Annotated in this window: 21 protein-coding genes and 1 pseudogene; 10 read left to right on the forward strand and 12 right to left on the reverse strand. The window is 37.7% G+C overall.

Annotation, left to right across the window (positions count from 1 at the left end; translation table 11 throughout):
* The first annotated feature begins 456 nt into the window (after nucleotides 1-456).
* The 3 genes from GQR52_RS11715 (at nucleotide 457) to GQR52_RS11725 (ending at nucleotide 5,279) form a co-directional block, all read left to right on the forward strand.
* Nucleotides 457-1,983, forward strand: a complete 1,527-nt coding sequence (locus GQR52_RS11715; RefSeq protein WP_165728563.1) for an acetyl-CoA hydrolase/transferase family protein — start codon at nucleotides 457-459, stop codon at nucleotides 1,981-1,983.
* Nucleotides 1,984-2,612: 629 nt separating this feature from the next.
* Nucleotides 2,613-2,924, forward strand: coding sequence for an EthD family reductase (locus GQR52_RS11720; RefSeq protein ID WP_007584064.1), 312 nt, complete (start codon nucleotides 2,613-2,615; stop codon nucleotides 2,922-2,924).
* Between the two features lie 219 nt (nucleotides 2,925-3,143).
* Nucleotides 3,144-5,279, forward strand: a complete 2,136-nt coding sequence (locus GQR52_RS11725; protein ID WP_165728564.1) for a TonB-dependent siderophore receptor — start codon at nucleotides 3,144-3,146, stop codon at nucleotides 5,277-5,279.
* Nucleotides 5,280-5,311: 32 nt separating this feature from the next.
* On the opposite strand, the gene GQR52_RS11730 is transcribed toward GQR52_RS11725, so the two are convergent.
* From GQR52_RS11730 to GQR52_RS11745, 4 genes are all read right to left on the reverse strand, one after another.
* Nucleotides 5,312-6,406 (reverse strand): mechanosensitive ion channel family protein, encoded by a 1,095-nt coding sequence (locus GQR52_RS11730; protein ID WP_165728565.1) that lies wholly within the window; start codon nucleotides 6,404-6,406, stop codon nucleotides 5,312-5,314.
* A 95-nt stretch (nucleotides 6,407-6,501) separates the two neighbouring features.
* Nucleotides 6,502-6,903: a DUF6691 family protein gene (locus GQR52_RS11735; protein ID WP_165728566.1), complete on the reverse strand. Its 402-nt coding sequence runs from the start codon at nucleotides 6,901-6,903 to the stop codon at nucleotides 6,502-6,504.
* Between the two features lie 3 nt (nucleotides 6,904-6,906).
* Nucleotides 6,907-7,320: a YeeE/YedE thiosulfate transporter family protein gene (locus tag GQR52_RS11740; RefSeq protein ID WP_165728567.1), complete on the reverse strand. Its 414-nt coding sequence runs from the start codon at nucleotides 7,318-7,320 to the stop codon at nucleotides 6,907-6,909.
* Between the two features lie 3 nt (nucleotides 7,321-7,323).
* Nucleotides 7,324-8,583: an outer membrane protein transport protein gene (locus GQR52_RS11745; protein ID WP_165728568.1), complete on the reverse strand. Its 1,260-nt coding sequence runs from the start codon at nucleotides 8,581-8,583 to the stop codon at nucleotides 7,324-7,326.
* A gap of 369 nt (nucleotides 8,584-8,952) precedes the next feature.
* Here GQR52_RS11745 and GQR52_RS11750 point away from each other — a divergent pair, with 369 nt between their 5' ends.
* Complete coding sequence (locus tag GQR52_RS11750) at nucleotides 8,953-9,759, forward strand: hypothetical protein (RefSeq protein ID WP_165728569.1); 807 nt, start codon at nucleotides 8,953-8,955, stop codon at nucleotides 9,757-9,759.
* 81 nt (nucleotides 9,760-9,840) lie between these two features.
* On the forward strand, nucleotides 9,841-10,326 hold the full coding sequence (locus GQR52_RS11755) for a hypothetical protein (RefSeq protein WP_165728570.1): 486 nt from the start codon (nucleotides 9,841-9,843) through the stop codon (nucleotides 10,324-10,326).
* Here the strand turns inward: GQR52_RS11755 and GQR52_RS20545 are convergent.
* Nucleotides 10,302-10,516, reverse strand: a pseudogene (locus GQR52_RS20545) (tyrosine-protein phosphatase); the annotation flags it as partial. The gene GQR52_RS11755 and the pseudogene GQR52_RS20545 sit on opposite strands and share 25 nt — an antisense overlap.
* 130 nt (nucleotides 10,517-10,646) lie before the next feature.
* Here GQR52_RS20545 and GQR52_RS11760 point away from each other — a divergent pair.
* Nucleotides 10,647-12,806, forward strand: coding sequence for an exonuclease domain-containing protein (locus tag GQR52_RS11760; RefSeq protein WP_165728571.1), 2,160 nt, complete (start codon nucleotides 10,647-10,649; stop codon nucleotides 12,804-12,806).
* 42 nt (nucleotides 12,807-12,848) lie between these two features.
* Here the strand turns inward: GQR52_RS11760 and GQR52_RS11765 are convergent, their stop codons facing one another.
* Nucleotides 12,849-13,733, reverse strand: coding sequence for a DMT family transporter (locus tag GQR52_RS11765; RefSeq protein WP_165728572.1), 885 nt, complete (start codon nucleotides 13,731-13,733; stop codon nucleotides 12,849-12,851).
* Nucleotides 13,734-13,838: 105 nt separating this feature from the next.
* Between GQR52_RS11765 and GQR52_RS11770 the strand changes: the two genes are divergently transcribed.
* A complete protein-coding gene (locus tag GQR52_RS11770; protein WP_165728573.1) occupies nucleotides 13,839-14,360 on the forward strand; it encodes a sel1 repeat family protein in 522 nt (173 codons plus the stop codon).
* Between the two features lie 2 nt (nucleotides 14,361-14,362).
* Here the strand turns inward: GQR52_RS11770 and GQR52_RS11775 are convergent, their stop codons facing one another.
* Genes GQR52_RS11775 through dinG form a run of 6 tightly spaced genes read right to left on the reverse strand, consistent with a single transcriptional unit; the run spans nucleotide 14,363 to nucleotide 19,200 of the window.
* Nucleotides 14,363-14,515: a DUF2496 domain-containing protein gene (locus GQR52_RS11775; protein WP_007584045.1), complete on the reverse strand. Its 153-nt coding sequence runs from the start codon at nucleotides 14,513-14,515 to the stop codon at nucleotides 14,363-14,365.
* Nucleotides 14,499-14,780: a late competence development ComFB family protein gene (locus tag GQR52_RS11780; RefSeq protein WP_024590772.1), complete on the reverse strand. Its 282-nt coding sequence runs from the start codon at nucleotides 14,778-14,780 to the stop codon at nucleotides 14,499-14,501. The genes GQR52_RS11775 and GQR52_RS11780 overlap by 17 nt, the downstream gene beginning before the upstream one ends.
* A 51-nt stretch (nucleotides 14,781-14,831) precedes the next feature.
* Complete coding sequence (locus GQR52_RS11785) at nucleotides 14,832-15,725, reverse strand: histone deacetylase (RefSeq protein ID WP_165728574.1); 894 nt, start codon at nucleotides 15,723-15,725, stop codon at nucleotides 14,832-14,834.
* Between the two features lie 13 nt (nucleotides 15,726-15,738).
* Nucleotides 15,739-16,347 (reverse strand): primosomal replication protein, encoded by a 609-nt coding sequence (locus tag GQR52_RS11790; protein WP_007378182.1) that lies wholly within the window; start codon nucleotides 16,345-16,347, stop codon nucleotides 15,739-15,741.
* A 1-nt stretch (nucleotide 16,348) separates the two neighbouring features.
* Complete coding sequence (locus GQR52_RS11795; RefSeq protein WP_165728575.1) at nucleotides 16,349-17,125, reverse strand: TSUP family transporter; 777 nt, start codon at nucleotides 17,123-17,125, stop codon at nucleotides 16,349-16,351.
* Nucleotides 17,125-19,200, reverse strand: coding sequence for an ATP-dependent DNA helicase DinG (dinG, locus tag GQR52_RS11800; RefSeq protein WP_165725432.1), 2,076 nt, complete (start codon nucleotides 19,198-19,200; stop codon nucleotides 17,125-17,127). Before dinG ends, GQR52_RS11795 begins: the two co-directional genes overlap by 1 nt.
* A gap of 194 nt (nucleotides 19,201-19,394) precedes the next feature.
* On the opposite strand from dinG, the gene GQR52_RS11805 reads away from it, so the two are divergent.
* The 3 genes from GQR52_RS11805 (at nucleotide 19,395) to GQR52_RS11815 (ending at nucleotide 25,177) form a co-directional block, all read left to right on the forward strand.
* Nucleotides 19,395-21,737, forward strand: a complete 2,343-nt coding sequence (locus tag GQR52_RS11805) for a DNA polymerase II (RefSeq protein WP_165728576.1) — start codon at nucleotides 19,395-19,397, stop codon at nucleotides 21,735-21,737.
* Nucleotides 21,738-21,978: 241 nt separating this feature from the next.
* On the forward strand, nucleotides 21,979-24,867 hold the full coding sequence (locus tag GQR52_RS11810) for a TonB-dependent receptor (RefSeq protein WP_165728577.1): 2,889 nt from the start codon (nucleotides 21,979-21,981) through the stop codon (nucleotides 24,865-24,867).
* 67 nt (nucleotides 24,868-24,934) lie between these two features.
* Nucleotides 24,935-25,177 (forward strand): hypothetical protein, encoded by a 243-nt coding sequence (locus tag GQR52_RS11815; RefSeq protein ID WP_024593662.1) that lies wholly within the window; start codon nucleotides 24,935-24,937, stop codon nucleotides 25,175-25,177.
* Nucleotides 25,178-26,825 lie beyond the last annotated feature (1,648 nt).

A 26,825-nucleotide genomic window follows, 5' to 3' on the forward strand; every position in this document is an offset into this window, starting at 1 on the left:
TGGCACATAGCAGTCAACTAAACTGGGCCGCATTATTAAGTGGTTGGCTTCATAAAGCCTGTATTTGGTAACTTTATGCCATTATAAGCTTCAATATTATGCCAAGTTATACTTCACTTACGGCGCTGTAGCCCAATAAAAATCTATGTTCGTATGCCAACTTACACTTCAAACAACATTTGGGTGTTTGAACTAATAAACTTAATTCCTCAAAAAGAATTCCTCTAATTAAATAATACTATTTATTTATAGATTACTTTATAAATTACTTTATAGATTGTTATGTCATTTTTGTTAAAAATATTACTAATAACTACATGATAGTATTAATTAAAAGTAAATTAGCCTCCCTTTTAAACATGTTGCTCATCCTCGGTTCGTAAATACGACTTAAGTCTAGATTGTGTAGTACGAAGTTAGGATTAGAATAATGTCAAATTTAGAGAGGAGCTCAGTATGCACTTGGAACGTATTCGCAATAGTAACCTGCACGACAAGGTGATGCCGGCAGAACAAGCAAGCCAATTTATTAAAGATGGAATGACTGTAGGGATGAGTGGTTTCACTCGCGCCGGAGAAGCTAAAGCAGTACCCAGAGCATTAATTGAGCAAGTCAAAAAAAATCCAATCAAAATAAATTTAATGACGGGTGCGTCATTAGGTAATGATCTCGACAAGCTATTAACAGAAGCGGGTATTTTAGCGCGTCGTATGCCTTTTCAAGTAGACAGCACTTTACGTAAAGCGATTAATAACGGTGAAGTAATGTTTATTGATCAGCATTTATCTGAAACAGTTGAGCATTTACGTAACCATCAATTAACCATGCCTGATGTGGCTGTTATTGAAGCCGTTGCCATTACCGAAAAAGGGCATATTGTGCCGACTACATCGGTTGGTAATTCAGCGAGTTTTGCTATTTTTGCCAAAGAAGTCATTGTTGAAATTAATATGCTGCATAACCCGAATCTTGAAGGTTTGCATGACATATATATTCCTTCGTATCGTCCTACTCGTCAACCAATGCCGTTAGTTAAAGTAGATGATAGAATTGGCAGCACTGCAATTCCTATCGATCCTGCAAAAATTGTTGGTATTGTTTTTACTAACCAAAGCGACTCGTTTTCTACCGTTACCGACCCTGATGAAGACACCGCCGCTATTGCGCGCCATTTAGTTAACTTTTTTAAAGAAGAAGTGGCTCAAAATAAATTGCCAGCTAATTTAGGACCGCTACAAGCAGGCATTGGTAACATTGCAAATGCTGTGATGATGGGACTACTCGATTCTGACTTTAAAGACCTAACAATGTACTCTGAAGTACTACAAGATTCGACGTTTGACCTAATTGATGCAGGTAAGCTTAGTTTTGCATCGGGCAGCTCAATTGTGTTATCGGAGCGTTGTAATGCGCAAGTATTTAATAATTTAGAACAATACAAAGACAAGCTAGTGTTACGCCCTCAAGAAATTTCTAACCATCCTGAAATAGTGCGCCGTTTGGGAATTATTGCAATAAACACCGCGCTTGAGTTTGATATGTATGGCAACGTAAATTCAACACATGTTTGTGGCACACGAATGATGAATGGTATTGGTGGCTCGGGTGATTTTGCTCGTAATGCTCATTTAGCAATATTTGTGACTAAATCGATTGCTAAAAATGGCGCTATTTCAAGCGTAGTGCCTATGGCCAGTCATGTTGATCATAACGAACACGATGTTGATATTTTAGTAACCGAGCAAGGCTTAGCTGATTTACGCGGTTTAGCGCCGCGTGAGCGAGCAATACAAGTCATTAAGCACTGCGTGCACCCAGATTACCGTGACGATATGTTAGATTACTACAATCGCGCTTGTGAGCGTGGTGGGCACACCCCTCATTTACTTGAAGAAGCGTTTAGCTGGCATATTCGTCTTGAACAACAAGGCAGCATGAAAAAAGTATCTGCAGCAGATGCTCAAGTGCAACTGTCTGCATAAGCATTTTGGTTTATTAAAATTGAATTAGTTAGTTTTATACTTACTTTTGAACCGCACTAGTGTCAGCTCAATCAGCTTTGATTAGTGCGGTTTGATATAAACTGTAAGTCCAAAATAATTTTATACCTACTCTTTGTATACCTTTCCCAACCACCTTTTATTATTTTATTCACTTAGGTTTAAGTGCTATTACCGTTATTAAGTGTGTAATGTGCTTATTAAAAATATAGGCACTAAATGGCGTTTGACAGAGGATTAGAAGAGCGACCTTACAGTAAAACCAGTTAAGGGCTTGGTTTATATTTTGCCTGAAGGTTTTGAGTCTGATTCTGATTTAGCATATTGGGTAAATACGTGCGTTAACTTTGTAGAGTCTTTGCCGCCCAAACCTTTTAAAAAAACGACCCGCACTTAAGTAAATTAGCGAAGTATCACCTTAATTAAAATAAGCACTGCAATCAAATTACTGGCGCTATGAGCATGAATGCTACATAATTGAGCGACTGCTCACTTATGCGCTTTTTACTTAAGTATGATTCATACTATTTTAAAGACGCTTTGAACACTAGTTTGTAAAGCTGTTTATTAGCACAGCTTTAAATTTTTTAGTAAATAAAAGAGAGAATGTAATGATTAAAGTAAGCGTATTATACCCAAATAATGAAAGTGCTACTTTCGATATGGACTACTACTGTAAAACACATTTACCCCTAGTTGCAGAGTTAGTTGGTAAAGCGCTTATATCAAGTAGTGCAGATGCAGGTTTAGCAGGTGGCGCACCGGGCGAAGCGCCAACTTATATTGCTATGGGGCATTTAGTGTTTGAATCGGTAGAATCTTTTCAGCAAGCCTTTGCACCTCATCAAGAGGCAATAGCCGCTGATTTAGTTAACTTTACTAACGTGTCTCCAGTAATTCAAATTAGCAATATTGCTGGGTAAATTACACGCTAAAACTAATTTAAGAACTACTTAATAACCCCTACCGCATTTAGTGCAGTAGGGGTTTTATTTTAACTGCAATAAAAGGGCTAGCGCTCTGTTTTAAGTAATATTAGTTCTAATATTTAGATGTATTAAACCCGCCCTTGTGTTGATTATGAAAATGATAAAAGTTATCATTTAGGTTGTTGGCTATCTACACTTCTCCCAGGAATTATCATGTTTAACCCTAATTATTTGGCATTAAGTATTGCTGCGTCTTTATCTGTTTTTTCTAATATAGCTTTTTCACAACAAAACGACGACATTGAAACTATTGAAGTAACTGGCCGTGCCCAGCAATTTTACCTAGAAACCGAAAGTAAAATTGGGACTAAAACTAATTTAGATCTTATTAAGCTTCCGCAATCTGCGCAGGTATTAACCGAGCAACTTATTATTGACCAAGCAGCGCGTGACATTACCGATTTGTACCGATCTATTGCGGGAGTGAGCGAATATAGCTACTCAGGCGTAACTTTTCGTGGTTTTAGAGATGACGCAAATGTATTTTACGATGGTGTGCGTGGCGACCCATATTCGGGCTTTGGTGTACCGCAGTTATTTAATGTAGAACGTGTTGAAGTATTAAAAGGGCCTGCCTCTGCTTTGTATGGCGGTGGCGAACCTGGTGGGATGATTAATTACGTAACTAAAAAGCCAAGCTACACACAAAAACGCGAATTAAAGCTTACTTTGGGTAATTACAACACCCGTGGTGCATCACTCGATATGACGGGTGGTTTAAACGATACAATGGCTTATAGATTGGGTGGTTATTATGAAGAGCAAGACAGCTTTCGTAACAATGCAGACTCAGCTAATACCGAGCTAACAGGCGGATTGTTATTTGATTTAAGTGATTCAACAACCTTAACCACAAGTGTTGACTACATAAAACAAGACCTGGGCGGTAACCGCTTACGGGGCGTACCGGTAGATGACAACGGCAACTTTTTAGTTGACCCAAGTTATAACGCTAATGAAGCGGTTGATTATCAAAATATGGAAGCTTTGGTGCTTCAAGCAGAACTTAGCCATTATTTTAATGATGATTTTTCTTTAAGTACTACGTTTCGCTACATGGATAACGAGCGAGACCAAGCCTACCATGAGTCGCAAAGCTGGGTAGATGTAAATGGTGATGGCGAAGCAAACATTGATGACGAAACCATCAAACGAGAATACCGTAAGCAATTTCGTGCCAATAAAGAAGCAAGCTTAACCACCGACTTTGTTTATAACTTTGGACAAGGACAATTAACCCATCAGTTTTTATTTGGTGGTGATTACCACACCGTTGATACCGAATATGACTACTTACGTGCCCGATATGAGGCCGATGGCGTCGCTAATTTAAATATTTTTAATTTAAACTACGGTGAAACCGACCCAAGCACTTATAACCTTACCGACATGAACCGCGATGGCGTTGATACCGACCGATTTGGTGTGTATGCACAAGACGTAATTAGCGTAGGCGAGCAGTGGACAATTATTGCAGGTTTGCGCTATGACCATTTTAAAGAGTTTAATCAAGAAACTGGTTTTAGTTACTCAGATAACGACATAACGCCGCGCGTTGCTGTTACTTATCAGCCAGTAGAAAACACATCGGTATATATTAACTACTCAGAGAGCTTTAACCCTACATCGTCAGCCGACCAAGAAGATGTAGAGGGCGAAGGTAATTTAGAACCAGAAACCGGCAAGCAAACCGAACTGGGTATGAAAAACCAATGGCTTGACGGCAAAATAATGAGCACCTTTGCAATTTACCAAATTAATAAAGAAAACGTGGTAATGAGCAACCCTGACGATACTGGCGCGGGGGATGGCATTGCTGCACTTTTAAATATAGGTGAAGTAGAAAGCCGAGGATTTGAAACAACTTTAGTTGGCGATTTGTCGCAGCACTGGACCGTAACGGCTAACTACGCGTACAACGATACGCAAGTGGTAGACGGCGTAACGGGTGATACGCTTTCAAATACATTTGGAGATGGTTCGCGCTTTGCTAATGCACCACGCCACCAGGCAGGTTTATGGACTCGCTACGCACTGGATTCGATTGATTCATCAATTGCCTTTGGTGCAAATTACGTAAGTGAGCAACTTAGTACAAGTGGTCAAAAAGTAAAACCATTTACCGTATTTGATATGAGCTGGACGAGTCGCTTTGATAACGTGTTATTGAGTGTAAATATTAATAATCTGTTTGATAAAGAATATGCTGTAAGTGGGTTTAGTGAGCGGAACGGCCACTTTCCTGGCAGCCCTCGTGAAATTATTGGGCAAATAACTTACAAGTTTTAATACTTATTAGCGCGAGAGTTACTCGCGCTTTTTTAAGTGTTGCCTTGCACCTTTTTATCACTATTAAATTTAGCTGCTTCTTGAGTCGTGTTAATAGCCGTAATAGGGAAGGGGATTACAATACCTTCTTTTTTATAGCGTTTATGCAGGGCTTTTATAAAAGCAGATTTAACCCAAAAGCGATTAAAGTATTCTTTTGCGCGCAGCATAACCGTAAAGTTAATACTTGATCTGTCAAAGGTATGAAAAACCACAAAGGTATTGTAATCATCAACACCCCATTCGTGTGAAATAAGTATTTCACGAGCCACTTCAAGTGTTACTTGCTCAACAAATTCTAAATCTGAATCGTAATGCACGCTTATATCAACAGGCACGCTTAGCTCTTTTTCAGGGTAAAAGTAATTAATAATACGCGACTTAGATAATTGGCTATTAGGTATAATAATCATATTATTAGGTAGCATTTTAACCCATGTAGATCGCCAACCTATATGATCAACAAAGCCTTGTTCTTTTGATTCAAGCTCAATAAAATCACCCACTCTTATAGGTTTATCTATGACTAGCTGCACGCCAGAAAAAAAGTTTTCGAGGGTAGGTTGCAAAGCAAGGGCAATAGCCAGTGATGTAATACCTAACGAGGCAATAATGGGCGTAATAGAAATACCTAACGTGCCCATTAATACCAGTAACCCTACTGACGATAATGTAACGCGTATCACGCCTTTAATTATGCTTTTGGAATTAAAAACCACGGCAGATTGTTCACCATAGTAATTAATAGTGCCAATAATAAAGCGGTCTAAAAACATAATAAGTGCAAGCAGCGCTAATACAATATTAATGCTATTAAAGGGGATCTGTTGAGAAATAGAAGTACTAATAATGAAGGTGTCGTGCTCTAAAATGGTGAGCAGCACAATAATTGTGCACAGTGTTAGCGGCTTAGATATTGACTCTATTAGTAAAGTATCGAATATAAACGTGGTTTTTGAAGTCCATTTTTTTAGCCAGTACATTACAAAAAAACGAATTAAAAACAGCAGTATAGCTATAAGTAAAAGGGAGGACGCTGCGCTTAACCAAGGTGTGCTGTTAGAAAATTCCAGCGCTTTATTTAGCATAACTTAAACCTGTTCAATATAGTTTTATATATTGCAGCAAGTTATGTACCTTTGTTTGGGTAAAGTAGCTGCCGATTTTTAGTCGGCAGCAAATATTATACTTTTTTGGCTAACCACATACCGCCTAGCACGGCTGCAAAAAATAATAAAAACTCCATTTTAAGAGACACTAATTGAACCAAGCCCGGGCCTGGGCATATGCCACTTAAACCCCATCCTAAACCAAAAAGTACTGAGCCAATAATTAAGCGCGAATCAACTTTTTTTAAATCACTTAAATTAAATGTGCCTGAAATAAGTGGCTTCTCTTTTTTTGCAACCCATAACCATGTAAGCATCATTATTAGCATGGCAACAGCCATCACTATAATTAAGCTTGCGTCCCATTGGTTCCCGTAGGTAAGAAAGTTAATCACTTTAGCGGGGTTTGTCATCCCGCTAATAATAAGCCCTAAGCCAAATATAAAGCCTATAAAAACCATCATAATTGCTTTCATTATTTATCCTACAAGGTTTGCTGTAATAAAGGCGACGAGCATAAATGTGCACGTTGCAACCCAAGAGCGGGTAGAAAAACGCGACATGCCACACACGCCATGGCCACTTGTACATCCATTAGCTAAAGTTGTGCCTGCGCCAACTAAAAGCCCCGCAACAATAATAAGCCAAGGCGGCAACTGTAATTCGCCCTCCAATAAAAAAGGGGCAAATACTCTTACAGCTACACCTGCCAACAACAACCCTAAAATAAAGTATAACTGCCAACGCGAGCCCGAATTTGCTTTAGCAAATACAGACTTAACAATGCCCGATATACCTGCAATTTTTCCGTATAAAACCAGTAATAACGTACACGCTATACCTATTAATGCACCGCCTATTGCAGCCGATACTGGGGTGAATTCTGTTACCATTTTTTAAATTTCCCAAACAATAGAAACACCTAAACCGGTTTGTTTCATTTCGATTGATATTTGCTGATTTGGCGCTAAATAGTTAGCACCCGTTACTTTTTTAGCTGGCGAATAAAAAGCCATAGCGTTTAATTGTACCTTGTTGGTAAAAGAATGGCTAAAGCCCGTTGTAAAATGCCACTCTTGAACGCCCGGCGCTAAAATATTTAATATAACTTGCGACGAAGGAATAGGTTGCTCGGTGTAAGACACCCCAAAACGTATCTTTTGTTGCGATGTACGCTGCCACTGATAACCAAGCTTATAAATAGTCATATCGTTCCAGCCAAACCCAGCACCTGCGTTAGCCCCTAAAGGCGCTGACATCAAGTTATCGACTGGGTTTGAAATACTTTTCACTTCGCTGTAATTTATTTTTTGCCAATCAAATACCACCTGATTACTAGGTGTAAGTTTATAAGCTGCACCAATTTGAAACGAACTTGGCAGATCAAATCCGCCTTGCTCTGCAAACAAACCTTTATAGCTATCAAACTCTTGCATAGACACTGATGAGCGGTAACTTGCCCCCCAACTTAATGACGAATTTATATCTTGGCTAATACCTAGTTGAATGCCCAGGCCTGTGCTTGTATCGGTGCCATTATTTGTAAGCGCTTCTGGTGACTGCGAAAAAGGAGCAAAGTTTCCAAGCCCTTGTGCTTCAAACTGTTGCACCACGTAAATAGGGGATACACCAAGGCGTGTTTGTTCATTCAACTCATAGCTTACTGTTGGGCTAATAAAGAGTTGTTTTAAATCAACGCCCGTCGTACCAGCGTAAAAAGTCCCCTCAGGAGAGGATTCTGCGCCGTACTCGGTATTCATACCGCCATTGCCATACACTAATAAGCCAATATTTACTTTTTCATTTAATTGGTGGCCAATAGCAAATTCTGGAATGGCGAATACGGAGTTGTCGCTTTTCTGTGTTTTTGCCTCAAGATAAAAAGCGTCAGGGTAAAAAGTATCTACTTTCGATGCAGTGTATTTTCGCTCAGGTGAAAAAAGCTCTAAGCCCAGAGATAGTTGTGTTCCGTTTGGCAAAAAAGTAGCAGGATTATTAGCGCCAGACATTAACTCTTCTGAAAGGGCAACACCTGCGCCAGCCATGCCTTTGTGGGTCATGCCGTAGCCGTGTGTAAAATACCCATTAGTAGCAAATGCACTGAACGAACCTAAAGCACACGTTAAAGCTAAGCCTGATATTAACTGTTTTTTCATTTTAGTAGACACATAAAGTTGGAATGGGCGGACAATAGCTAATTTTTGATATTCTAAAAAGGAATATAAGTAGATTAGTTATAACAAAAGGTAATACTACGTAGCTAAAGTCGCAGCAATAATTGGGCGTTACAGAGCATAAATTTAACCCAATAAATATAAAACAGCAGGATTATGTGCAATAACATTATTAACCTTCGCTTTAGTGGAAAATAACAGATCGTTATTTCCGCTACCTTAATCAGCTGTTTACAAAGGTAATTATAAGTGGAACTATGAAGGCATGTAATTTAAGCCGTTTTACTGTGTTATAAACCAGAGAAACGGAGTTCGATAAGCTGTTAACTGTATTTCAATTATTGGAGTGTTATGGAAGTTTTATCAGATGAAATAATAAAAAATTTTCTAGAAAACGCATCATTATATTCGTGGAAAACCTTTTCTCAACCTAAAAAATTAAGAACGAGTTTATGGATATCTGAAATTGATGAGTTTTGTGAAGTATGTGAGCAAGTTAGGCCATTTCACGATTTAAGGCCTAGAGGTGGATTGAGTGGTAGAAATATTGAATACTTAAAATCAGGAACTTCTTGTCTGATTTACACCTGCGTATCCTGTAAAAATGAAAGTCACACTTTTTTGGTCGAGCAAATAGTAAATGACGATATCGTAAAGGTACAAAAGTATGGCCAACGTCCTCGCAAAAAAATTGAAAGAGACAGTAAACTACAAAAATTCTTCAAACAAGATGCTGAATATTATGAAAAGGCTTTAATTTCCCTTAATAATGGCTATGGGATTGCTGCTTTTGCTTACTTTCGAAGAATAGTGGAAATGAATATTTCTAATCTGTTAGATCTTTTAGTTTCTGATTTAAATACTGAAGATACAGAAAACCCAATCAATTTAGCAATTGCTGAACTTCGCAAAGAATCTCCAATGAGTGATAAAATTAAGGTTGCCAATAAAGCACTTCCTGAATACTTAAAACCAGAGGGCTTAAACCCATTAGGTAAAATTTATAGTTTACTTAGTGAAGGTGTACATAGTTTAACTGATGAAGAATGCCTCGATAAAGCAGAAAGCTTACAAGCGTGTTTAAGTTTTTTAATTACAGAGCTGGCATCTCGTCGACGAAATCGCGATAAATTCAAAAAAATGGTTGGTGCACTGTAAAATGGCTAATAAGGCATTTTAAAGTGCATCTAAAACAACTGATTATTGTTTTGTTTTAAAGTGGGTTTGGAGATTACTTCATTGATTAAAAAAGAAATTGCTCAGGCAATCCAGCTATTATCAAAAAATGGGTTTAAAAGTGTTGCTCGAGTAACAGGTGAGTACGTTGAGAAGCTAGTTGCACAGCAACTTGAAGCGGAGCTTGCTGATAATTGTCAAAAAGGTTTTGATGCTTTTTCAAAGCATTATGGAAAAATTGAAATTAAATCAAGAAATGCAGATAGCAAATCTTACCAATGCACTTTAAATAAATCCAAACTAGAAAAAATGGACACATTTATATTAGTAATTGTCAAAGATGGTTATGTGGTAAAAGCTTTACTTTTCCCAATAGAAAAAATTAAGCATTTAAAAACTAATGGCGGGGTAATTATAATAAATCAATCGAGGTTTGATTTGGGTGAGGATATTTTGGACAAAATTTCCCCACCAAAGAGTCGTTCAAAAGAGCATAATAAGAGGTTAATGTTGTCACCTTTTGCTCATAACTCAAACCTATTAAAATAATCATAGTGCAGTTTTATAGCCAGTACTTTTGGTTGAGTGCTTTGCACTAGGCATATAGTATACCTCTTCTTTTGTGTAACCTGCCGAATTTAAAATAAGCGCAGCGACCAACCCCTGTGCGGCCTGTACCACCTTTGCAATGTATGACCATGCTCTGTTTGTATTGTATGGCTTGTAGTATGTCGCTTTTTACATTCAGTGCTTATCGACTCTACATTATTTATATATGCCTAATATAAGCAATTACTGATTACAACTTTAAGATTGAATAGTAAGCGCAAATACTGGATACTGTTTTTATATACAGTTGTGGCGATATTATGAAAAAAGAATTACCAGCAAAATACTATTTAGCGCATTTTAGAGAGCTTATTGAGTTTGTAACAAGTAAATGTATGCATTTACTTGAGCCTAAACACAGCGAATTTATTAGTAAAATTAATCAGCTAGATGAGCAAAGCCAATGCATGTTGGCGCGCGTGTACTCGCGAAAGCCTTATTTGGTGCAGGCGCAGTCGCTTAATTACGAAGAAATAACCTCGCCGCATCAGGCTATTTATACGCTAAAAAAAGCCGGTATTTTATTTGAGCCAAACGAGCAGCATTACTCGCAGCTTTTGGCTCACTTAACCAAACCTGCTTTGCTGGAGTTGCTAAGTAATTACCCAGAGCAAATAAGCTTTAAAAAGAGCGCCGCTAAAGGCGCGCTGGTGGATATTGCCCGTGAGTTTTTTAAAGTATGCCCACATGAGCTTGCGCCACTTTATAGCCAGTATGTAATTAATAACCGCAGTGATTACTACGAGTATTTTGAGTTTTTATTTGCAGGCAAACTAAGCGGTGGTGATGTGAATCATCAAAACCGTTTTGTAATGCGAGATTTAGGTTTAACCGCTACGCGCGAAGGCCACAGCGAGAGTTTGTCGCGCTTTGAAACACTTGACGAAGCGCAATCAAACTATTTATTAAACCGTTACCGGTTAGCATTTAAAAATATAACCGATGAGAGTGATTATATTGCTTTAGCGCCACAGGTTTTAGTGCAAGCCGCGCACGGTGCCATTGCTGTTACGTTAAAAAACAAATTATTAGTCGGGCTTTATCGGCAATTAAAAGGTGTTGATAGCGAACTTGCTTTTAGCTTACTTGAAGGGTGCGTGGATGACAGGGAAGCACAAGAAATTCAGATAAGAGAGCAATACAGGCTTGGCAATAAAGAGTGGGTAAAAGCACGGTTAGAAGCGATTATTGAAAACCCACTTACGGATGATTTACTGTATTTTGCTGACGACTTTTTAATGCGTAAGTTTAATAAAAAAACACGTTCGCGTTTAAGTGCCATGCTTAGCGATACCCAGTGCGTGCTAGAAATAGATGAACTGTACCGAGGTGAAGTAGAGCAGGGCGTAAACGATTATTATACTCGCCAAGGTATGGCTGTATTTAATACCGAAAACACGCTTTGGCAAAGTTTGTTTGGTTTAGTATTTTGGCACGAGTTATTTGTGGAGTCGCCTTATCCGCCATGCAATGAGTTTGATATTTATCCGCAAGTATTAAGGCTTGGTAATTTTTATGAGGCGCAGCAAGCACAAATAAATGAGCGTTTAGCGCAGTGCCAAACGTCGCAAGCATTACTTAATTTAGTGTGTAAAAATGTAGCGCAATACTTTGAGCAACCTAATGGTTTATTTAGATGGCATAAAGAGCTACTACAACCGTTAGAAGCACTTATTTTAAATAGCCCGCATGAGGCATTAATTACCCATTTAACCAATATGAGCAAACATTATTTACAACTAAAAGACGGCTACCCCGACTTAATGGTTATCAATAATGGCAAAGTACATTTTGAAGAAGTAAAAGCACCGGGCGACAAACTTAGGCGCAACCAACTAACCACCATTGATAACTTAAAAAATGTAGGCTTTGAGGTACATATTGCCGCCGTTAAATGGTTTGTAGATCCAAACCGTATTTACAGCGTAGTAGATATAGAAACCACGGGCGGCTTAAAAGGCGGTAACCGCATTACCGAAATTGGCCTTGTAAAAGTACAGCACGGCAAAGTAATAGACACCTGGACGACACTTGTAAATCCACAGAGGCACATACCCGGATTTATAACGTCATTAACCGGTATTAGCGACAGCATGGTGCGTAACGCCCCTGTATTTTCCGAAGTAGCACAGCCATTGTTAGATAAACTCGCAGGCAGTATTTTTGTAGCCCATAACGTTAATTTTGATTACGGCTTTATTAAAAAAGAATGCGAGATGGCAGGGCACTTTTTTAAAATGCCAAAAATGTGCACCGTGGTTGAGTCGCGCAAAGCGTTCAAAGGCTTAAAGTCGTACTCGCTGGGTAATCTCTCATCGCACTTTAATTTAAATTTAACCAGCCATCACCGAGCACTTGCCGATGCAACCGCCACTGCAGAGCTGTTATTACTTATTCAGCAATCCCAAATTAGTGAATAAGCAGTAAATCTTAACGTAAGAGGTAGTATAAATTAAAAGCACTTAGCTTGTTTTAGCTAAGTGTTTTTTTCGTGGTAAAAAACCAGTAACTAGCATTGTGCCTACAATTACAAATAGTGCGCCTAGTAATGTATTTGGCCCTATTTGCTCGTCTAAAAATAAATGCCCCCAAAATATGCCAAATAATGGAATTAAAAAGGTGACAGTGAGTGCTGAAGTTGGGCCTATATCGTCAATAAGTTTAAAAAATAATATATACGCAAGCGCGGTACATACAACGCCCAGTACTAATACACCTAGCATAACGTTGGTGGTTGGAACTTCACGTATTGGCATAAATAAAATAAGTGGCAATACCATAAAACTCGACGCCCACATTGAGCCATGAGCGTTATCGAATGGAGCCAATTTGGGCGCATTTTTAGTGTAATGTGATGCAATGGCATAGCAAAGTGAAGCGCTTAATGCCGCTACTATGGCTATGATTGATTGGCTATTTAGTACAAAGTGATTTTGCCCAACAAGTATTGCAACACCTATCAAGCCAAGTAATAAACCAAGCACCATACTTTTGGTAGGCTTTGTTTTTGTCCATAAAATACCAACTACTACGCCCCAAATAGGGGTTGTTGAATTTAAAATTGATAAAGTAGAAGCGCTTATAGTTTGTGCTGCATAGGCAAAAAATAAAAACGGCAGAGCCGAATTAAACGCGCCTATAATAAAAAAGTGTTTTTTGTGTTCAGTAAAGGCTAAGCGGCGCTTTAAGTATAAGGCAACAATAAATAAAGTAACTGCGGCAAAGCCAACTCTAAACTCAATTAATACTGCAGGCCCTAAACTGTTAGCGGCCATTCGCATAAATAAAAATGATGCGCCCCAAATAGCGGCCAGAAAAAATAATCGCAGTAAGCTTGCTAAGGTCATGATAGTATTTTAATTATGCATATTGGATTTTAGAATAGCAGGGTTTATAAATACTGTAAGCCATATTCGGAACCGGCATATAAAAATAATAAATTAAGGATAAGAATGAAAACGTTCTCAGTAGTTTCTATGGTATTTATCACTTTTTTGGGTGGATGTAATTCAAGCTCAATCAACCTTTACAGTGATACCACCATGAAAAAGAATGAATACAATGGTATTAAAGCGTATCGAAAAGGACAGTTTGAGGCCGCTTTCAATTATTTAAAAGAGCCTGCTGGGCTAGGCTATAAAAGCGCACAATACACGTTGGCGTTTATGTTTTTGAAAGGCCAATACTTGGAGCAATCTACTAAACTAGGGATGGGCTGGCTAGGTGTTGCAAGAGAAGCGGGGGTTGAAAATTGGTCTGCGCAATACGATGTATTTTACAGTGCAGCGACTACGCAGCAAAAACAACAAATAGACGAAACAGTTGCGTTGTATATAACGCAATTTGGCGTTAAAGCACAAAATATGACCTGTCGTCGTTCAACTTCGCCTAGACGTACATTTGGTGAAGTTAAAATTGATTGCACTAAGCACGAAGGTAGCGTTACCGAGCACGACATACAAATAATAGAATAGAGTTATGGCTTTTCTAGCTTTTTTTCAAAGTCGCTTTTTACAATATCGAGTGCTTTTAAGACCTCTTCTGGAGCAACATCGTGCTGCTCTAGTATCATAATTAAATCTACTGCAAGTTTTATATGTGTAGGGGCTTGATCAAGTGGGCTTGTCATTTAACTCTTTCTTTTTTGATATTTGGCTAATGGCGACATTTATTGCTGTTTGCACACGTTGTTCCATATGTATGCGTTCTGATTGCGGTAAATAAAACGCCATATCTACATCGTAGCGAATATATCGTGGCGGGAGCTGATTTAGTACCGTACAACAAAAGTCAGCCATTACATCTTCATCATATTTTTCATCAAGTTTAAGTTTGATGATTTCTTCAACTACAATCTTTTCGTAATAGTTGTGTATGTCTTCGTGTAATCGCATATTCCCACCGCTTTAAAATAATCCGTTTAACTGAGTCTATACTAAGGCTTACTATAAATCGATAGCGGCTTTAAATAGTTGTTTATGAACATTAATTAGTGAACTCAAATTACGCTGATAACCGCCACCTAAAGCGCACATTAGTGGGATTTGATGTTGCTTACAGAAGTTGAGAACAAACAAGTCGCGCTCATATACGCCATTGAGCGATATATTAAACAAGCCTAACTCGTCTTTAGTGTAAATATCAGCGCCTGCATTATACAAAATAATATCAGGGTTATGTATGCGCACGCAAAAATCGAGTGCTTGTTTTAATGTAGCAAGGTACTCATCGTCGGCTGTTTTAGCGGGCAATGCAAAATCGTAAGTGGACTCTTGTTTATTAAGAGGAAAATTTTGCTCACAATGAATTGAGCAGGTAATAATTTGGTTATGGTTTTGAGTGATTTGTGCTGTGCCATCGCCTTGGTGTACGTCGCAATCAAAAATTAAAACAGTGTCGGCTTGCTCTGTATTTATTAAATGTGCTGCTGCAATAGCTAGATCGTTAAAAATACAAAAACCGCTACCGTAATCACTGTATGCATGATGATAGCCACCACTTAAATTAGCCGAAAAACCATGTTTTAGCGCGTGTTCACTACTTTGGATGCTTGCCCCAACTGATAGTAATGTGCGCTCTACCAATTCATTTGAATAAGGAAAACCCATTTTTTTTATGGCTTTATTGCTAAGCGTGCCGTTTAAAAAGTTATTTATATAAGTTTGATTATGGCACAGCGAAAGCTGAGCAGGCGTTGCTTTTATAGGTGAAGTGAAATTATTGGGCGTTAAGCCTAGTCCTTCAATTTCTGCTTTAAGCTTTTGGTATTTTTGTATTGGAAAACGATGGCGCTCAGGAAGCGTTAAAGCAGAATATAGCGGATGATAATAAAGCTGCATAGTAAAGTGCGCCTTAACGCAGTTGTTGTTTTTCTACTTGTTGTATTTTGTCCTCGGTGGCAGAAATTGCTTTTCTGCAGCGGCCTAATCGAGCGTGTGTGCTTAATATTTCAAGATTAAGCTTTTGTGCTTTAGCAGGCGAGGCTTTATCCATTTGCATTTTTCGCTCTTCAATCATGAGCACTAAACGGCGTTCAAACTCATGGTTTTGTTTTAATTCGTCGTAAAGCTCGTGCGATGATTGCATTATTTTTTGTACTGCTTGTTTATAAACTGTTTGCTTAGGGCGAGGTTTATAATGGCTTTTGTTTTCTTTAACCCAAATAGGCGTTGATTTAATAACGTTGAATACAGCTTGTACTTGAGCTGCTATACGTTCAAGCGCGTAGGTATAAGCATGGCGATGCTCACTTGGCGGTAATCTTGACACTTCGTCTTCAATTTCTATTACGTAATCGACTAGGTTCATGCTTTTTGTACTAAAAACGGCGCGGTCAAACAAGCTCGGTTGCGCCTGCATATAACGGTTTTTAGAAAACAGTTTAGCTTTATCAAATTGCTCAGCTTGTTGTTTTAGCGTTGCAACTTGTTGGCGTAGTTTATCTAAAGCCATTGAATGCATATTAAAAGTAAGCCTCGTAAATTAGTTTTAAAGCTAAAAGTATAACCATAGTATTAAATACAGGGCGAATAAATTTACTACCAAAACGTATTGCTGAATGTGCTCCAAACCATGCGCCTAGCATAATAAAAAAGCCCATTGTTATGCCAAGTAAAAAGTTTACATGGCCGAGTGCTACAAAGGTGATGAGCGATATAAAGTTAGAAACAAAGTTCATTGAACGCGCTAAACCACAATTGAGTAGCAAGTTCATTTTATAAAGCATGCCATTAGAAGCGGTCCAAAATGTCCCCGTACCTGGGCCTGCTAAACCATCAAAAAAGCCTAATGCTAAACCCTGTAGCCATTGTTTTATTTTCATCGCTTTGTTTAGTTTAGGGAGCTCATCGCCTTCTGTGGTACTTAAATTACCAAATAAGCTATAAGCGGCAACTAAAATAATAATAATGGGGAGTAGTTTGTTTAAAAAGTCGATACTTAAATGATCAACAATAATAGTCCCTATCAATGCACCTATTGCGGTGGCAATTATGGAGGCAGCCCAAAACTTTGGACTAAATAAGTTCTTTTTATAGTATGTATAGCTTGCTGTTAAGGAGCCAAAACTTGCTGCTAGTTTATTGGTGCCTAATGTTAAATGTGGAGGTAAGCCTGCAGTTAATAAAGCGGGCACAGTTAACATACCACCGCCACCGGCGATAGCGTCTATAAAACCTGCGGCAAGTGCAACAGCACATAAAACAGCCCAAGTTGTTGGATCGAGTGCGAGTTCAAACATTAATAATCTATTTGTCTTTTAAAAGGTGGTAGGGTGTCGAGCATGGCTTTACCGTATCGCTTAGTAACTAAGCGCCTATCGAGAATAGTAATACAGCCTTCATCACTCTCTTTTCGCAGCAGTCTACCACAGCTTTGTACCAATTTCTTTGCGGCGTCTGGCACGGTAATCGTTAAAAACGGGTTACCACCTTTGCTTTGTACAAATTCTGCTTGCGCTTCTTCTATCGGCGAAGTAGGTACAGCAAACGGAATTTTAGTAATTATTAAGTTCTCTAAATATTTACCAGGTAAATCAAGACCTTCCGAAAGGCTTTGTGTTCCAAATAAAATACTGCCTTTGCCTTCGTCTACATTTTTGGTGTGTAATTTAAGCAACGCTTCTCGCGACATTTCACCTTGTACTAATAAGTTAAAACCTTTTGTTCTAAGAAACTTTGTTACGTGGTCCATTTGCCAATAAGAAGCGAATAGTACAAGGTTCGCTTTTTTATCATTTAGGTACTCTGGTAATGTTTTAGCTAGGTGATCACTAAAGTCTTTATCGGTTGGTTCTACTTTAGATACCGGAATACGTAAAGTGGCTTGTTTTGGGTAATCAAAAGGAGAAGGTACTTTAATAAATTTAACGCCTTCTTCTTTAGCAAGCCCTGTTTCGTAAGCAAAGTGATCGAACGAGCCCAGTGCACTTAATGTAGCAGAGCACAAAACAGCGCCCGCGCATTCTCGCCATAATTTATCTTTTAAGTAATAACCGACCTCGATAGGGCAGTCGCTTAATAAGTGATCGTGATGGCTTTTGTATTCAAGGCGTTTTATCCACCGTGCATGAGGAGCACCTTCGCCTTTTTTTGCGTAACTAAACCATAGTTTGTTTAGTTGCTCTAACCGGTTTATGTATTGACCGCTTTCGCCTAGTATTGGGTCGGCAACGTAAGGTTTTATGTCGCCATCACTTACATCTTGGGTAAGGGTGTCGTGCATTTTGTTTAAACAGCGCAGCGCATCTTGCGTGGCTTCGCTTATGTCTTTTGCTTTACTGTGCAGTGACTCTGGAATTTCACCGTGTTCAAAGCGATAAGTATCGTCTTTTGAGTATTCAAAGTCGGCATTATCAAGAATATCGCGAACTACTTTTAAATCTTTATTCGCGTCATTAATGCTGTCGCAAAGTTTAAAGTTTTGCCCAATAGCTCTTTGCCCCACTAAAACCTTCGCCATTTTCCCGCTAAACTTGGTGAGCTTATCAAGCCATTCTATCGTGCCTTTGATTGTTGCTGCGGCCGATGAAAAATCGCGTGTTATATGTGCTAAATGATGCGCTTCATCAATAACGTAAATGGTGTTGTCGGGCTCTGGTAAAATTTTACCACCGCCTAGGTCTAAATCGGCAAGTAATAAAGAGTGATTAATTACCAGTACATCCATTTGCATTAATTGATTACGAGCAAGCTGAAACGGACACGTTTGATGGGCCTTCATTTGGCGTTGGCATGAATGTTTATCGCACGCTATTAAGTTCCACACTCTATCGGGTACAGTATCGGCCCAACTGTCTCTATCGCCTTGCCATTTTTTATTCACATAGGCGTTATATAGCTCATTCAAACACTTGGTTTCCATTGCGCTCAATGGTGAAGTAAGCGTTGGCATAAAGTCCATTTGTGTTTGGCTATCGCCGTTTACAGCATTATGTAATTTGTGGGCACAAATATAACGATGGCGACCTTTTACTAAATCAAATTTAAAGTCGAGGCCTGAATGCTTTTTAAAAAATGGGAGTTCTTTTGCTATTAATTGTTCTTGCAGTGCAACCGTTGCGGTAGAAATAACTAGCTTCTTTTTTTGCGCTAAGGCAAGCGGTAATGCGCCTAAACAATAGGCAAGAGACTTACCTGTACCGGTGCCTGCTTCAATTACGCAAATGCGCTGCTTTTTATGGTATTCGCCAGCAAGCGTTTTTGCTATTTCGGCTACAAGGTAATTTTGACTGCTACGAGGGCGATAATCGTTTAGGTTGCTAGCCACATGCTGATGTACTTGCCTAATTGTTTTTTTTAGTGAGTCAGAAAGCATGGGATGATTTACCTAAAGTATGTATATAATTACAGTGCTATGGATTTTAGAGTTATAAGAGTGTAACTACAAGAAGTGATGAAATTAATTTAGCAAAATAAAGTGTCTGAGTGTTTATTTAGGTTGAGTTTATGGCTTTAAAGCATTTTGAATTAAGTAAAAACTTACATATATATGTATAAGGTTTAGTAATAGTGTACTTAACAGCCGGTTTTATTGTTTCTTCACATGCTTATGATACTGCAAACGGCATATGCTACGAAGCGTGGTTTTGTAGTGATAGAGGGCCTATAAAAACGGTATCGGCTAATGAGAGTGCCCTGTTTTTTATCAAAAGCAAAGATGCTGAAATAGCGAATGAGATATTAGTAGCTGAATCACTTAACTTTAGTATTAAAAGTCTTGAGCTAAAAAACTTCCAGCAAGAAGATATGTCTGCCTGTTACTTCAAATCACTTAAACACTTTTATTCTGCTGCTAAAGCTTTAAAGCAACGTGGAGTTGTAGTATTTGAAGAAGATATTCGACCAATAGAGCGTTATTTAATGGAACGCTTTATAAAAGGTGGAGCGTGGATAACGGGTAATGTTTTTAAACAAGACGGCTATACATTAATAACTGACGCTAAATTAAAAGCGAATGAAGCATATTCTCCAACCCTTAATAAGCTCTCGTTAGATATTGAATGTAACGAAAGTGGCGTTTTGTTTTCTGTTGGACTCGTGGGCTGTAATTTAGACTGTGTTTTAATGATTGGCGAGCCAGAAAGAGAGGCTACCAACCTAGAGTTTGATATTATTTGGTGTGTAGATGAGGCCGAGCTGTTAAAGGGATTAGAGCATTTTATTAAGTTTAGCGATCCTGATGTAATAATTGGCTGGAATGTAATTGAGTTCGACTTTGCTGTTATTCATGAAAGAGCTGAAGCACTCGGGATTAAGTTATTACTGGGTAGAGGAGATCAACCTTTATATGTTCGCAAAGGACACTTGACTCGGGTATCGATCCCTGGCCGATGTGTGGTTGATGGAATAGACACTTTAAAAAATGGCACATATAGCTTTGAGAGCTTTTCTTTAGCTAATGTTTCAAATCAAGTGTTGGGCGAGTCTAAATTAATCAATTCGGGTAATAGTCTGCAGGAAATTATTAGGCAATTTAATGAAGATAAACTTTCTTTAGCAAAATATAATCGACAAGATTGTATTTTGGTAAATAAAATTTTTGATAAGTTAAAGCTACTCGATTTTTCTATTGTAAGAACAAAGCTTACGGGATTAGAGCTTGAAAAAAAGGGCGGCTCTGTTGCTGCTTTTATTAATATGTATTTACCATTACTGCATCGCAGTGGCTATGTTGCCCCAAATATGGGCGATCATGGGCTTACATTTGAAAGCCCTGGTGGTTATGTAATGGAGTCTATTCCTGGCCTTTATAAAAATGTCATTGTTTTAGATTTTAAAAGCCTATACCCCAGTATTATGCAAACTTTTTACATTGATCCTCTCGGACTAATAGAAGGTCTGCAAAATCCTGAACATAGTGTGCAGGGATTTAATGAAGCCGTATTCTCGCGAGACAAACACCATCTCCCTCTACTCGTTAAAAGCTTAGCGTCTCAAAGGCAGCTTGCCAAAGACAACCAAGACCAAATGCTCTCTCAAGCAATCAAAATAATAATGAATAGTTTATATGGCGTTCTAGGCTCAAAAGGATGTCGGTTTTACGATCCTAGGTTATCGAGCTCTATTACGTTAAGAGGGCACGAAATAATGCTACAAACTAAAAGGTGGATAGAGGAACTTGGTTATAGCGTTATTTATGGTGATACCGATTCTACATTTATTAAGTTGGATGATGATTTAAGCCACGACGAGTGTAATGAAATTGGCGTGTTTTTAGCTAAAAAGATAACTACAGATTGGATTAACGAGATTAAACAAACGCACAACTTAACAAGTCATTTAGAAATAGAGTTTGAATCTCTTTATAGCCCTTTCTTTTTACCAACAATAAGAGGGAAGTTAGTTGGCTCTAAAAAGCGCTATGTCGGTAAATTAATTAAACCAAACGAATCAAAACTAGTATTTAAAGGATTAGAAACGGTAAGAAGTGATTGGACTAAACTTGCTCAACAATTTCAGTTCGATCTATTTACTGGTCTTTTTGATGGAAATTTAAACATAAATGACCTTGTAAAAGACTATACAACAAAGCTATTTAAAGGTGAGTTTGATGATTTACTCATATTTAAAAAGAGATTAGGTCAAAACTTAATCGATTATAAAAAGAATATTCCTCCTCATATTCAGGCAGTTAAGAAACACCAGAAAAAAAATAGCGAATTTACGGTCAATAGGGGTGAATTTGTTACATTTGTTTACACAACTGCTGGAGTTGAACTATATCAAGGCTTTCATAGCTATGACTATGCAACTTATGTAGAAAAACAGATTGTACCGTTAATTGAAATGGTTTATCTTGTTTCGCACTCAAGTGTTTATTTTGGGTTAAATTTACAAGAGGAACTTTTTTAATAACACCATAAATAGCAACATATCTGTGTTTTCATACTGTCCACATCTTATTTATTCTAGTTTATTGCGATTTTGATTATTATATTCGCAAACATTTCTTTTTCTGCAAAGGTTTGTTAACTTTCTGTTGGCTTTTTGGTGGTTTTTGTTTATTATTTGCCTTAGTTACTGTTAATCTTATGTAACTAAAATAAATAAATAATGATTACTACTATAAAGTAGTGACACCAGGGAGAATCAAATGTTAAACAATCAAGTAGCTAAAGCAGTGCGTGTCGCACTTGCATTTGGTGCAGCTTCAACAGCTGCATTTTCAGGTAATACAATGGCAGCCGAAGGCGCCGATAAAGTAGAAAGAATTGAAGTAACTGGTTCACGTATCAAAAGAACTGATATGGAAGGTGCGAATCCAGTACAAATATTAACACGCGATGACCTAATTGCTTCAGGTATTGGTAACGTAGGTGACATTCTTCAAGAAATTCCTTCAGTTGCTGGTGCGGGTACTAATGCTTCTGTTAATAATGGTGGCTCAGGCGCGGTGCGTGTATCTTTACGCGGTTTGGGTTCTTCAAGAACGCTAGTATTATTAAACGGCCGTAGAATGGTTGCGTCGGGTAGTGGTGCAAACTCTTCTGTAGATTTAAGTACAATCCCTACAGCAATTATCAAGCGAGTTGAAATTCTAAAAGACGGTGCTTCTGCAATTTACGGTTCAGATGCTATTGGCGGTGTAGTTAACGTTATTACACGTGATGATTTTGAAGGTTTTGAAGCTACAGCAAGTTACGATGCTTCGACACATGGCGGTGATGGCGAAACTAAAAGCTACGATTTTACTGTAGGTTTAACAAGCGATAAAGGCAGCGTGGTAGCTAGTGCATATTACGTTCAGCAGGGTTCTCAGTCTTCTGGTGATAGAGACTGGTCTAAATTTTCTTTAGACATGGATCATACAGGTGAGCTTTCTAAAGGTGGTTCTTCAGCTCCACCATGGGGTCGTTACAACGGTATTGATGGTTCAGTAGCTGGTGAAGATTGTTCTTCTTTTACTCACGGTGCAGCTAATGGTCCTGGTCAATCAGATCCAAGCGATTTTTCTAATCCAACTGGTTATGATTGTTGGGATTGGGATAAAGATACTTACAACTTTGCGCCTGTAAACTTTCACTTAACTCCGGCTGAGCGATATGGCGTATTTGTTCAGAGTAACTATGAGTTTTCTGATCATGTTCGTTTCTTTTCAGAAGTTAGTTTAAACCGCCGTATTTCAGATACTAAGCTTGCTCCATTACCTCTAGCACCACTTGCGTTCTTTGGTGTGACAAATGCAAATTATTCTGCAGATAACTACTATAACCAACAATTTGGTCCTAAAGACAGAAATGGTGACTCAGTTGAGATTTCTGATTGGCGCCGTCGTATGGTTGAAACTGGCGGTCGAGATACTCAATTTCGCGTAGATACAGTTCGCGCAGTAGTTGGTTTTGAAGGCGATATCAATGACGATTGGGGTTATGAAGTTTCATACATCTTTGGTTCAAGTGATTCTACAACTAAACGAGCTGGTGGCGTAAACTTTGAAAAAGTTTCACAAGCCGTAGGTCCTTCATTCCAAGACGTTGACGGTAGCATTGTATGTGGAACTGTAGATGATCCTATCGCTGGTTGTACATCATTAAATGTATTTGGTATCCCAGGAACTGATACTCAAGTTACTCAAGAAATGTTAGATTTTATTTCGTTTGAAGCTCACGATTTTGGTTCAAACGAACAGCAAATTATTAGTGGTAGTGTGTTTGGTAGTGCATTTGAATTACCAGCAGGTAGTTTAGGTATGGCATTTGGTCTAGAACATCGTGAAGAGAAAGGTGGTGATTTCCCTGATGCACTAATAGCATTAGGAATTACATCTGGATCTAGCCGTCAAGAAACATCAGGCAGCTACACTGTAGATGAGGCTTATGCTGAGTTTAATGTACCGCTATTATATGACGCACCTTTTGCAAAAGTGTTAGAGCTAGATTTAGCAATTCGTTATTCTGATTATGATACTTTTGGCGATACTACAAACCATAAAGTAGGAATTAAATGGTCTCCTATGGACGGCCTTATGTTCCGAGGAACATCATCTACTGCATTTAGAGCACCTTCAACTTCTGATTTATTCTCTGGCGCATCAGATAATAGCCCTGAAGTTTCGGACCCGTGTGCTACTAACCCTACATCATTCTGTATAGCTGACGGCGTACCAGCAGCTGGTTTTGAACCTATTGGTGACCAATTATCTTCTACTCTTGGTGGTAACCCAGAGTTGCAACCAGAAGAAGCTGATATATTTACAGTTGGTGTAGTTTATAGCCCTGAGTTTGTTGATGGTTTATCTTTCACAATCGATTACTGGGATATCGAGCTGGAAAATGCAATTAGCTCTGTAGGCGAGCAGTTAATTTTAAACAAGTGTGCTGAAAGCGGTACATACTGTGATCAAATAACTCGTTATACATCAGGTATTTTAGCTGGTAACTCAAGTGACATTGATAACAGAAACATAAATGTTGGTGGTGTAGAGTCATCTGGTTACGACTTTAATGTTGCTTATACAACTGATACGTCAATTGGTTCATTATCAGCAAGCTTAGATGCAACTTACTATGACGACTACACAATAACTCAAGCCGACGGTTCAACACTTCAAAATGCTGGCTACTACCGCCGAAATAGTGGTGATGGTAACTTCCCTGAGTGGAAAACTAACTTCAATGTATCGTTAGCTCAAGAGAATTGGTCTGCAACTTATGCATTGCGTTACATTGGTGAAGTTGAAGAAAACTTTACAAATATTGACCCTGATGATTTAGCTGATGTTAACTCTTCATTTAGAACTGAAGCCGTTAATATCGGTGGTACTCTTGATTCTTATGATGTTATTAGAACCGTTGACTCACAAGTAATACACAATGTTCGCTTTAGTTACTTCCTTGATAACTACACAGCTACTGTTGGTATTAATAACGTATTTGATGAAGATCCTCCGTATGCAGCAACAGGGTTTAACGATAATACAGACCCTCGTACTTACAATACAACTGGTCGTCATATATTCTTGACTCTTAACGCTAAGTTCTAGAGTTCAGAAAAACAATAATAAAGCGCTAATATTTATAATATTAGCGCTTTTACTTTAAGGGAATAAAATGAAAAAGCTAATCGTAATAATCATTTCAAGTTTACTATTTCTATCTGGTTGTAGTTCACTGAGTGAAGACTCTCTAAGCAGTAATGAAAATATGGTATGCGAAAAAATAGCGGTGACAGGTAGTAATATTAAAAAGCGTACATGCATGTCAAAAGAGTTGGCAGAAGAAAGACGCAAAAAAAACCAAGAGGCAATGAGAGAAATTAACAAAAGAGGAAATATTTACCAAGATAGGAACTAATTTTACTACTAAGTTTAATTGCAATACTTTAACTTATGTTCGAAATCTTGATGTGTTAGTACTAATAATAATGCGGACAGGTTATCTATATTAAGTAAACTATTTGCTATTAAACTTACCCCTCCTCCAGGCTACATTATTTCATTGAATTTCGACTATCTGCCAAACCTTGTTAACGTGGTAACTTTGTATTTAGTTGGTGTTTTCTCGTATTTCAATAACGTATTTTTTACAAAACTATTATATATGATTCATCTCTTGGTTTATTTAAGTGGTTGATTTTAATCGCAATAAGTTTTTTAAGTGTTTGTCGTTATTTATAATTTATAGCTTATTTATTTTGAGTAACTATAAACTATAGTTGTTCTATTTCTAGCGATAATCATTGTAGAGGCTCCCGGCAAAAGTATCTGTAAATATGAATATAGAGGATATCCCGCATTACACTTAATAGGGGATAACTCTTCTTAAGTACATTCAATATTAACAGTTAAGGCCTTATCAGATACATGTAGCTTATCTGATGATTTTGGATGTTTTAACTTTGATTTACCGGTTAATGTGATACTCAGATGAATGTTATCAAATTAGTAAATAAAGAGATGGTTTTAATATCATTAGAACAAGTATTAAGGAATAATATTGGCCAGTTAATAACCAAATGTTCAAGCACTACCTTCACAATTGAGTTCATAATTTCCTCTCATTAAACAAACACTCATCAGTCGATGCTCTTTTCGAGTATAAAAATGATAATGAACATTTTTACGACATATCAAAGAAAGTTTATTTATGATTTGCAGCTGGCTAGCTCAATAAATCAGGTTAAACACGATGTAGGCCAAATTACAAAATAATATAACCAAACTTATAATCTGACATGTGTACCCAATAGTTCTAAACTGAATTTTTCAAACAAATTAAATGCAGGCAGTAGTAGGTATTTACATAAAAGCCACACAGGTAGCTTGGTTATAATCTGCCTATCCTAAAAAGATCAGGATAAAATTTAAGTGATTACTTCAAAAGGTTTTTTCCACATATCTAAGTTAAAAAACATAAAATTTACAACTCAGATTGCAAAATAAGGAAGGAGTAAGTAATTATGCATGTTTACACATTAATTGGGTCCATTCCTATAATAAATTTTACAAGCATACTATAAGTCATATACTCGAAAAGACTAAAGTAATCGCATATACATCTTATTATTAAGGTATAAAAGTGAGGTTATCTAATTGATAGTAAGGTTATTTTTTATTTCACCTTAAATAAAAGAGACACTTTTTTAAACCTGCAGCTTTAGATATTTCTACTAAATATGAATGTTTTTATATATTTTAATGATGCTTTGTTACAAATCTTTACAAACATTCAAGTTATTGTTATTAAAGTGTTTTATTTTAAGGTGATATAAGCTTTAAATATACACATATTACTTTTTCAATAAAATCAGCTGCTTACTGTTGGTTTTAATGTAATGGTGAAAGATACATTTGTTATTTTTGCTGGTTTAAAGTTAATAATGTGTTGACCTCTTTGTTTCTCTAGTACTATCATCCGTCACACAATAAAGTCCTACTGTACCTTCATATAGGCATTTTTAGTCTTATTAAGTGGCTTTATTGCGCATTAATTTTAAAAATTA

Origin of the sequence: Pseudoalteromonas sp. 31A1, from assembly GCF_011378815.1 — a bacterium.
GTDB lineage: Bacteria > Pseudomonadota > Gammaproteobacteria > Enterobacterales > Alteromonadaceae > Pseudoalteromonas > Pseudoalteromonas arctica.

Bases quoted from the DNA above. Each gene is read 5' to 3' on its own strand.
- GQR52_RS11715 (WP_165728563.1), top strand. From the start codon at position 457: ATGCACTTGGAACGTATTCGCAATAGTAACCTGCACGACAAGGTGATG.
- GQR52_RS11790 (WP_007378182.1), bottom strand. From the start codon at position 16,347: ATGCATTCAATGGCTTTAGATAAACTACGCCAACAAGTTGCAACGCTA.
- GQR52_RS11760 (WP_165728571.1), top strand. From the start codon at position 10,647: ATGAAAAAAGAATTACCAGCAAAATACTATTTAGCGCATTTTAGAGAG.
- GQR52_RS11780 (WP_024590772.1), bottom strand. From the start codon at position 14,780: ATGCGATTACACGAAGACATACACAACTATTACGAAAAGATTGTAGTT.
- GQR52_RS11815 (WP_024593662.1), top strand. From the start codon at position 24,935: ATGAAAAAGCTAATCGTAATAATCATTTCAAGTTTACTATTTCTATCT.
- dinG (WP_165725432.1), bottom strand. From the start codon at position 19,200: ATGCTTTCTGACTCACTAAAAAAAACAATTAGGCAAGTACATCAGCAT.
- GQR52_RS11795 (WP_165728575.1), bottom strand. From the start codon at position 17,125: ATGTTTGAACTCGCACTCGATCCAACAACTTGGGCTGTTTTATGTGCT.
- GQR52_RS11720 (WP_007584064.1), top strand. From the start codon at position 2,613: ATGATTAAAGTAAGCGTATTATACCCAAATAATGAAAGTGCTACTTTC.
- GQR52_RS11775 (WP_007584045.1), bottom strand. From the start codon at position 14,515: ATGACAAGCCCACTTGATCAAGCCCCTACACATATAAAACTTGCAGTA.
- GQR52_RS11735 (WP_165728566.1), bottom strand. From the start codon at position 6,903: ATGAAAGCAATTATGATGGTTTTTATAGGCTTTATATTTGGCTTAGGG.
- GQR52_RS11740 (WP_165728567.1), bottom strand. From the start codon at position 7,320: ATGGTAACAGAATTCACCCCAGTATCGGCTGCAATAGGCGGTGCATTA.
- GQR52_RS11730 (WP_165728565.1), bottom strand. From the start codon at position 6,406: ATGCTAAATAAAGCGCTGGAATTTTCTAACAGCACACCTTGGTTAAGC.
- GQR52_RS11750 (WP_165728569.1), top strand. From the start codon at position 8,953: ATGGAAGTTTTATCAGATGAAATAATAAAAAATTTTCTAGAAAACGCA.
- GQR52_RS11745 (WP_165728568.1), bottom strand. From the start codon at position 8,583: ATGAAAAAACAGTTAATATCAGGCTTAGCTTTAACGTGTGCTTTAGGT.
- GQR52_RS11810 (WP_165728577.1), top strand. From the start codon at position 21,979: ATGTTAAACAATCAAGTAGCTAAAGCAGTGCGTGTCGCACTTGCATTT.
- GQR52_RS11785 (WP_165728574.1), bottom strand. From the start codon at position 15,725: ATGCAGCTTTATTATCATCCGCTATATTCTGCTTTAACGCTTCCTGAG.
- GQR52_RS11725 (WP_165728564.1), top strand. From the start codon at position 3,144: ATGTTTAACCCTAATTATTTGGCATTAAGTATTGCTGCGTCTTTATCT.
- GQR52_RS11770 (WP_165728573.1), top strand. From the start codon at position 13,839: ATGAAAACGTTCTCAGTAGTTTCTATGGTATTTATCACTTTTTTGGGT.
- GQR52_RS11765 (WP_165728572.1), bottom strand. From the start codon at position 13,733: ATGACCTTAGCAAGCTTACTGCGATTATTTTTTCTGGCCGCTATTTGG.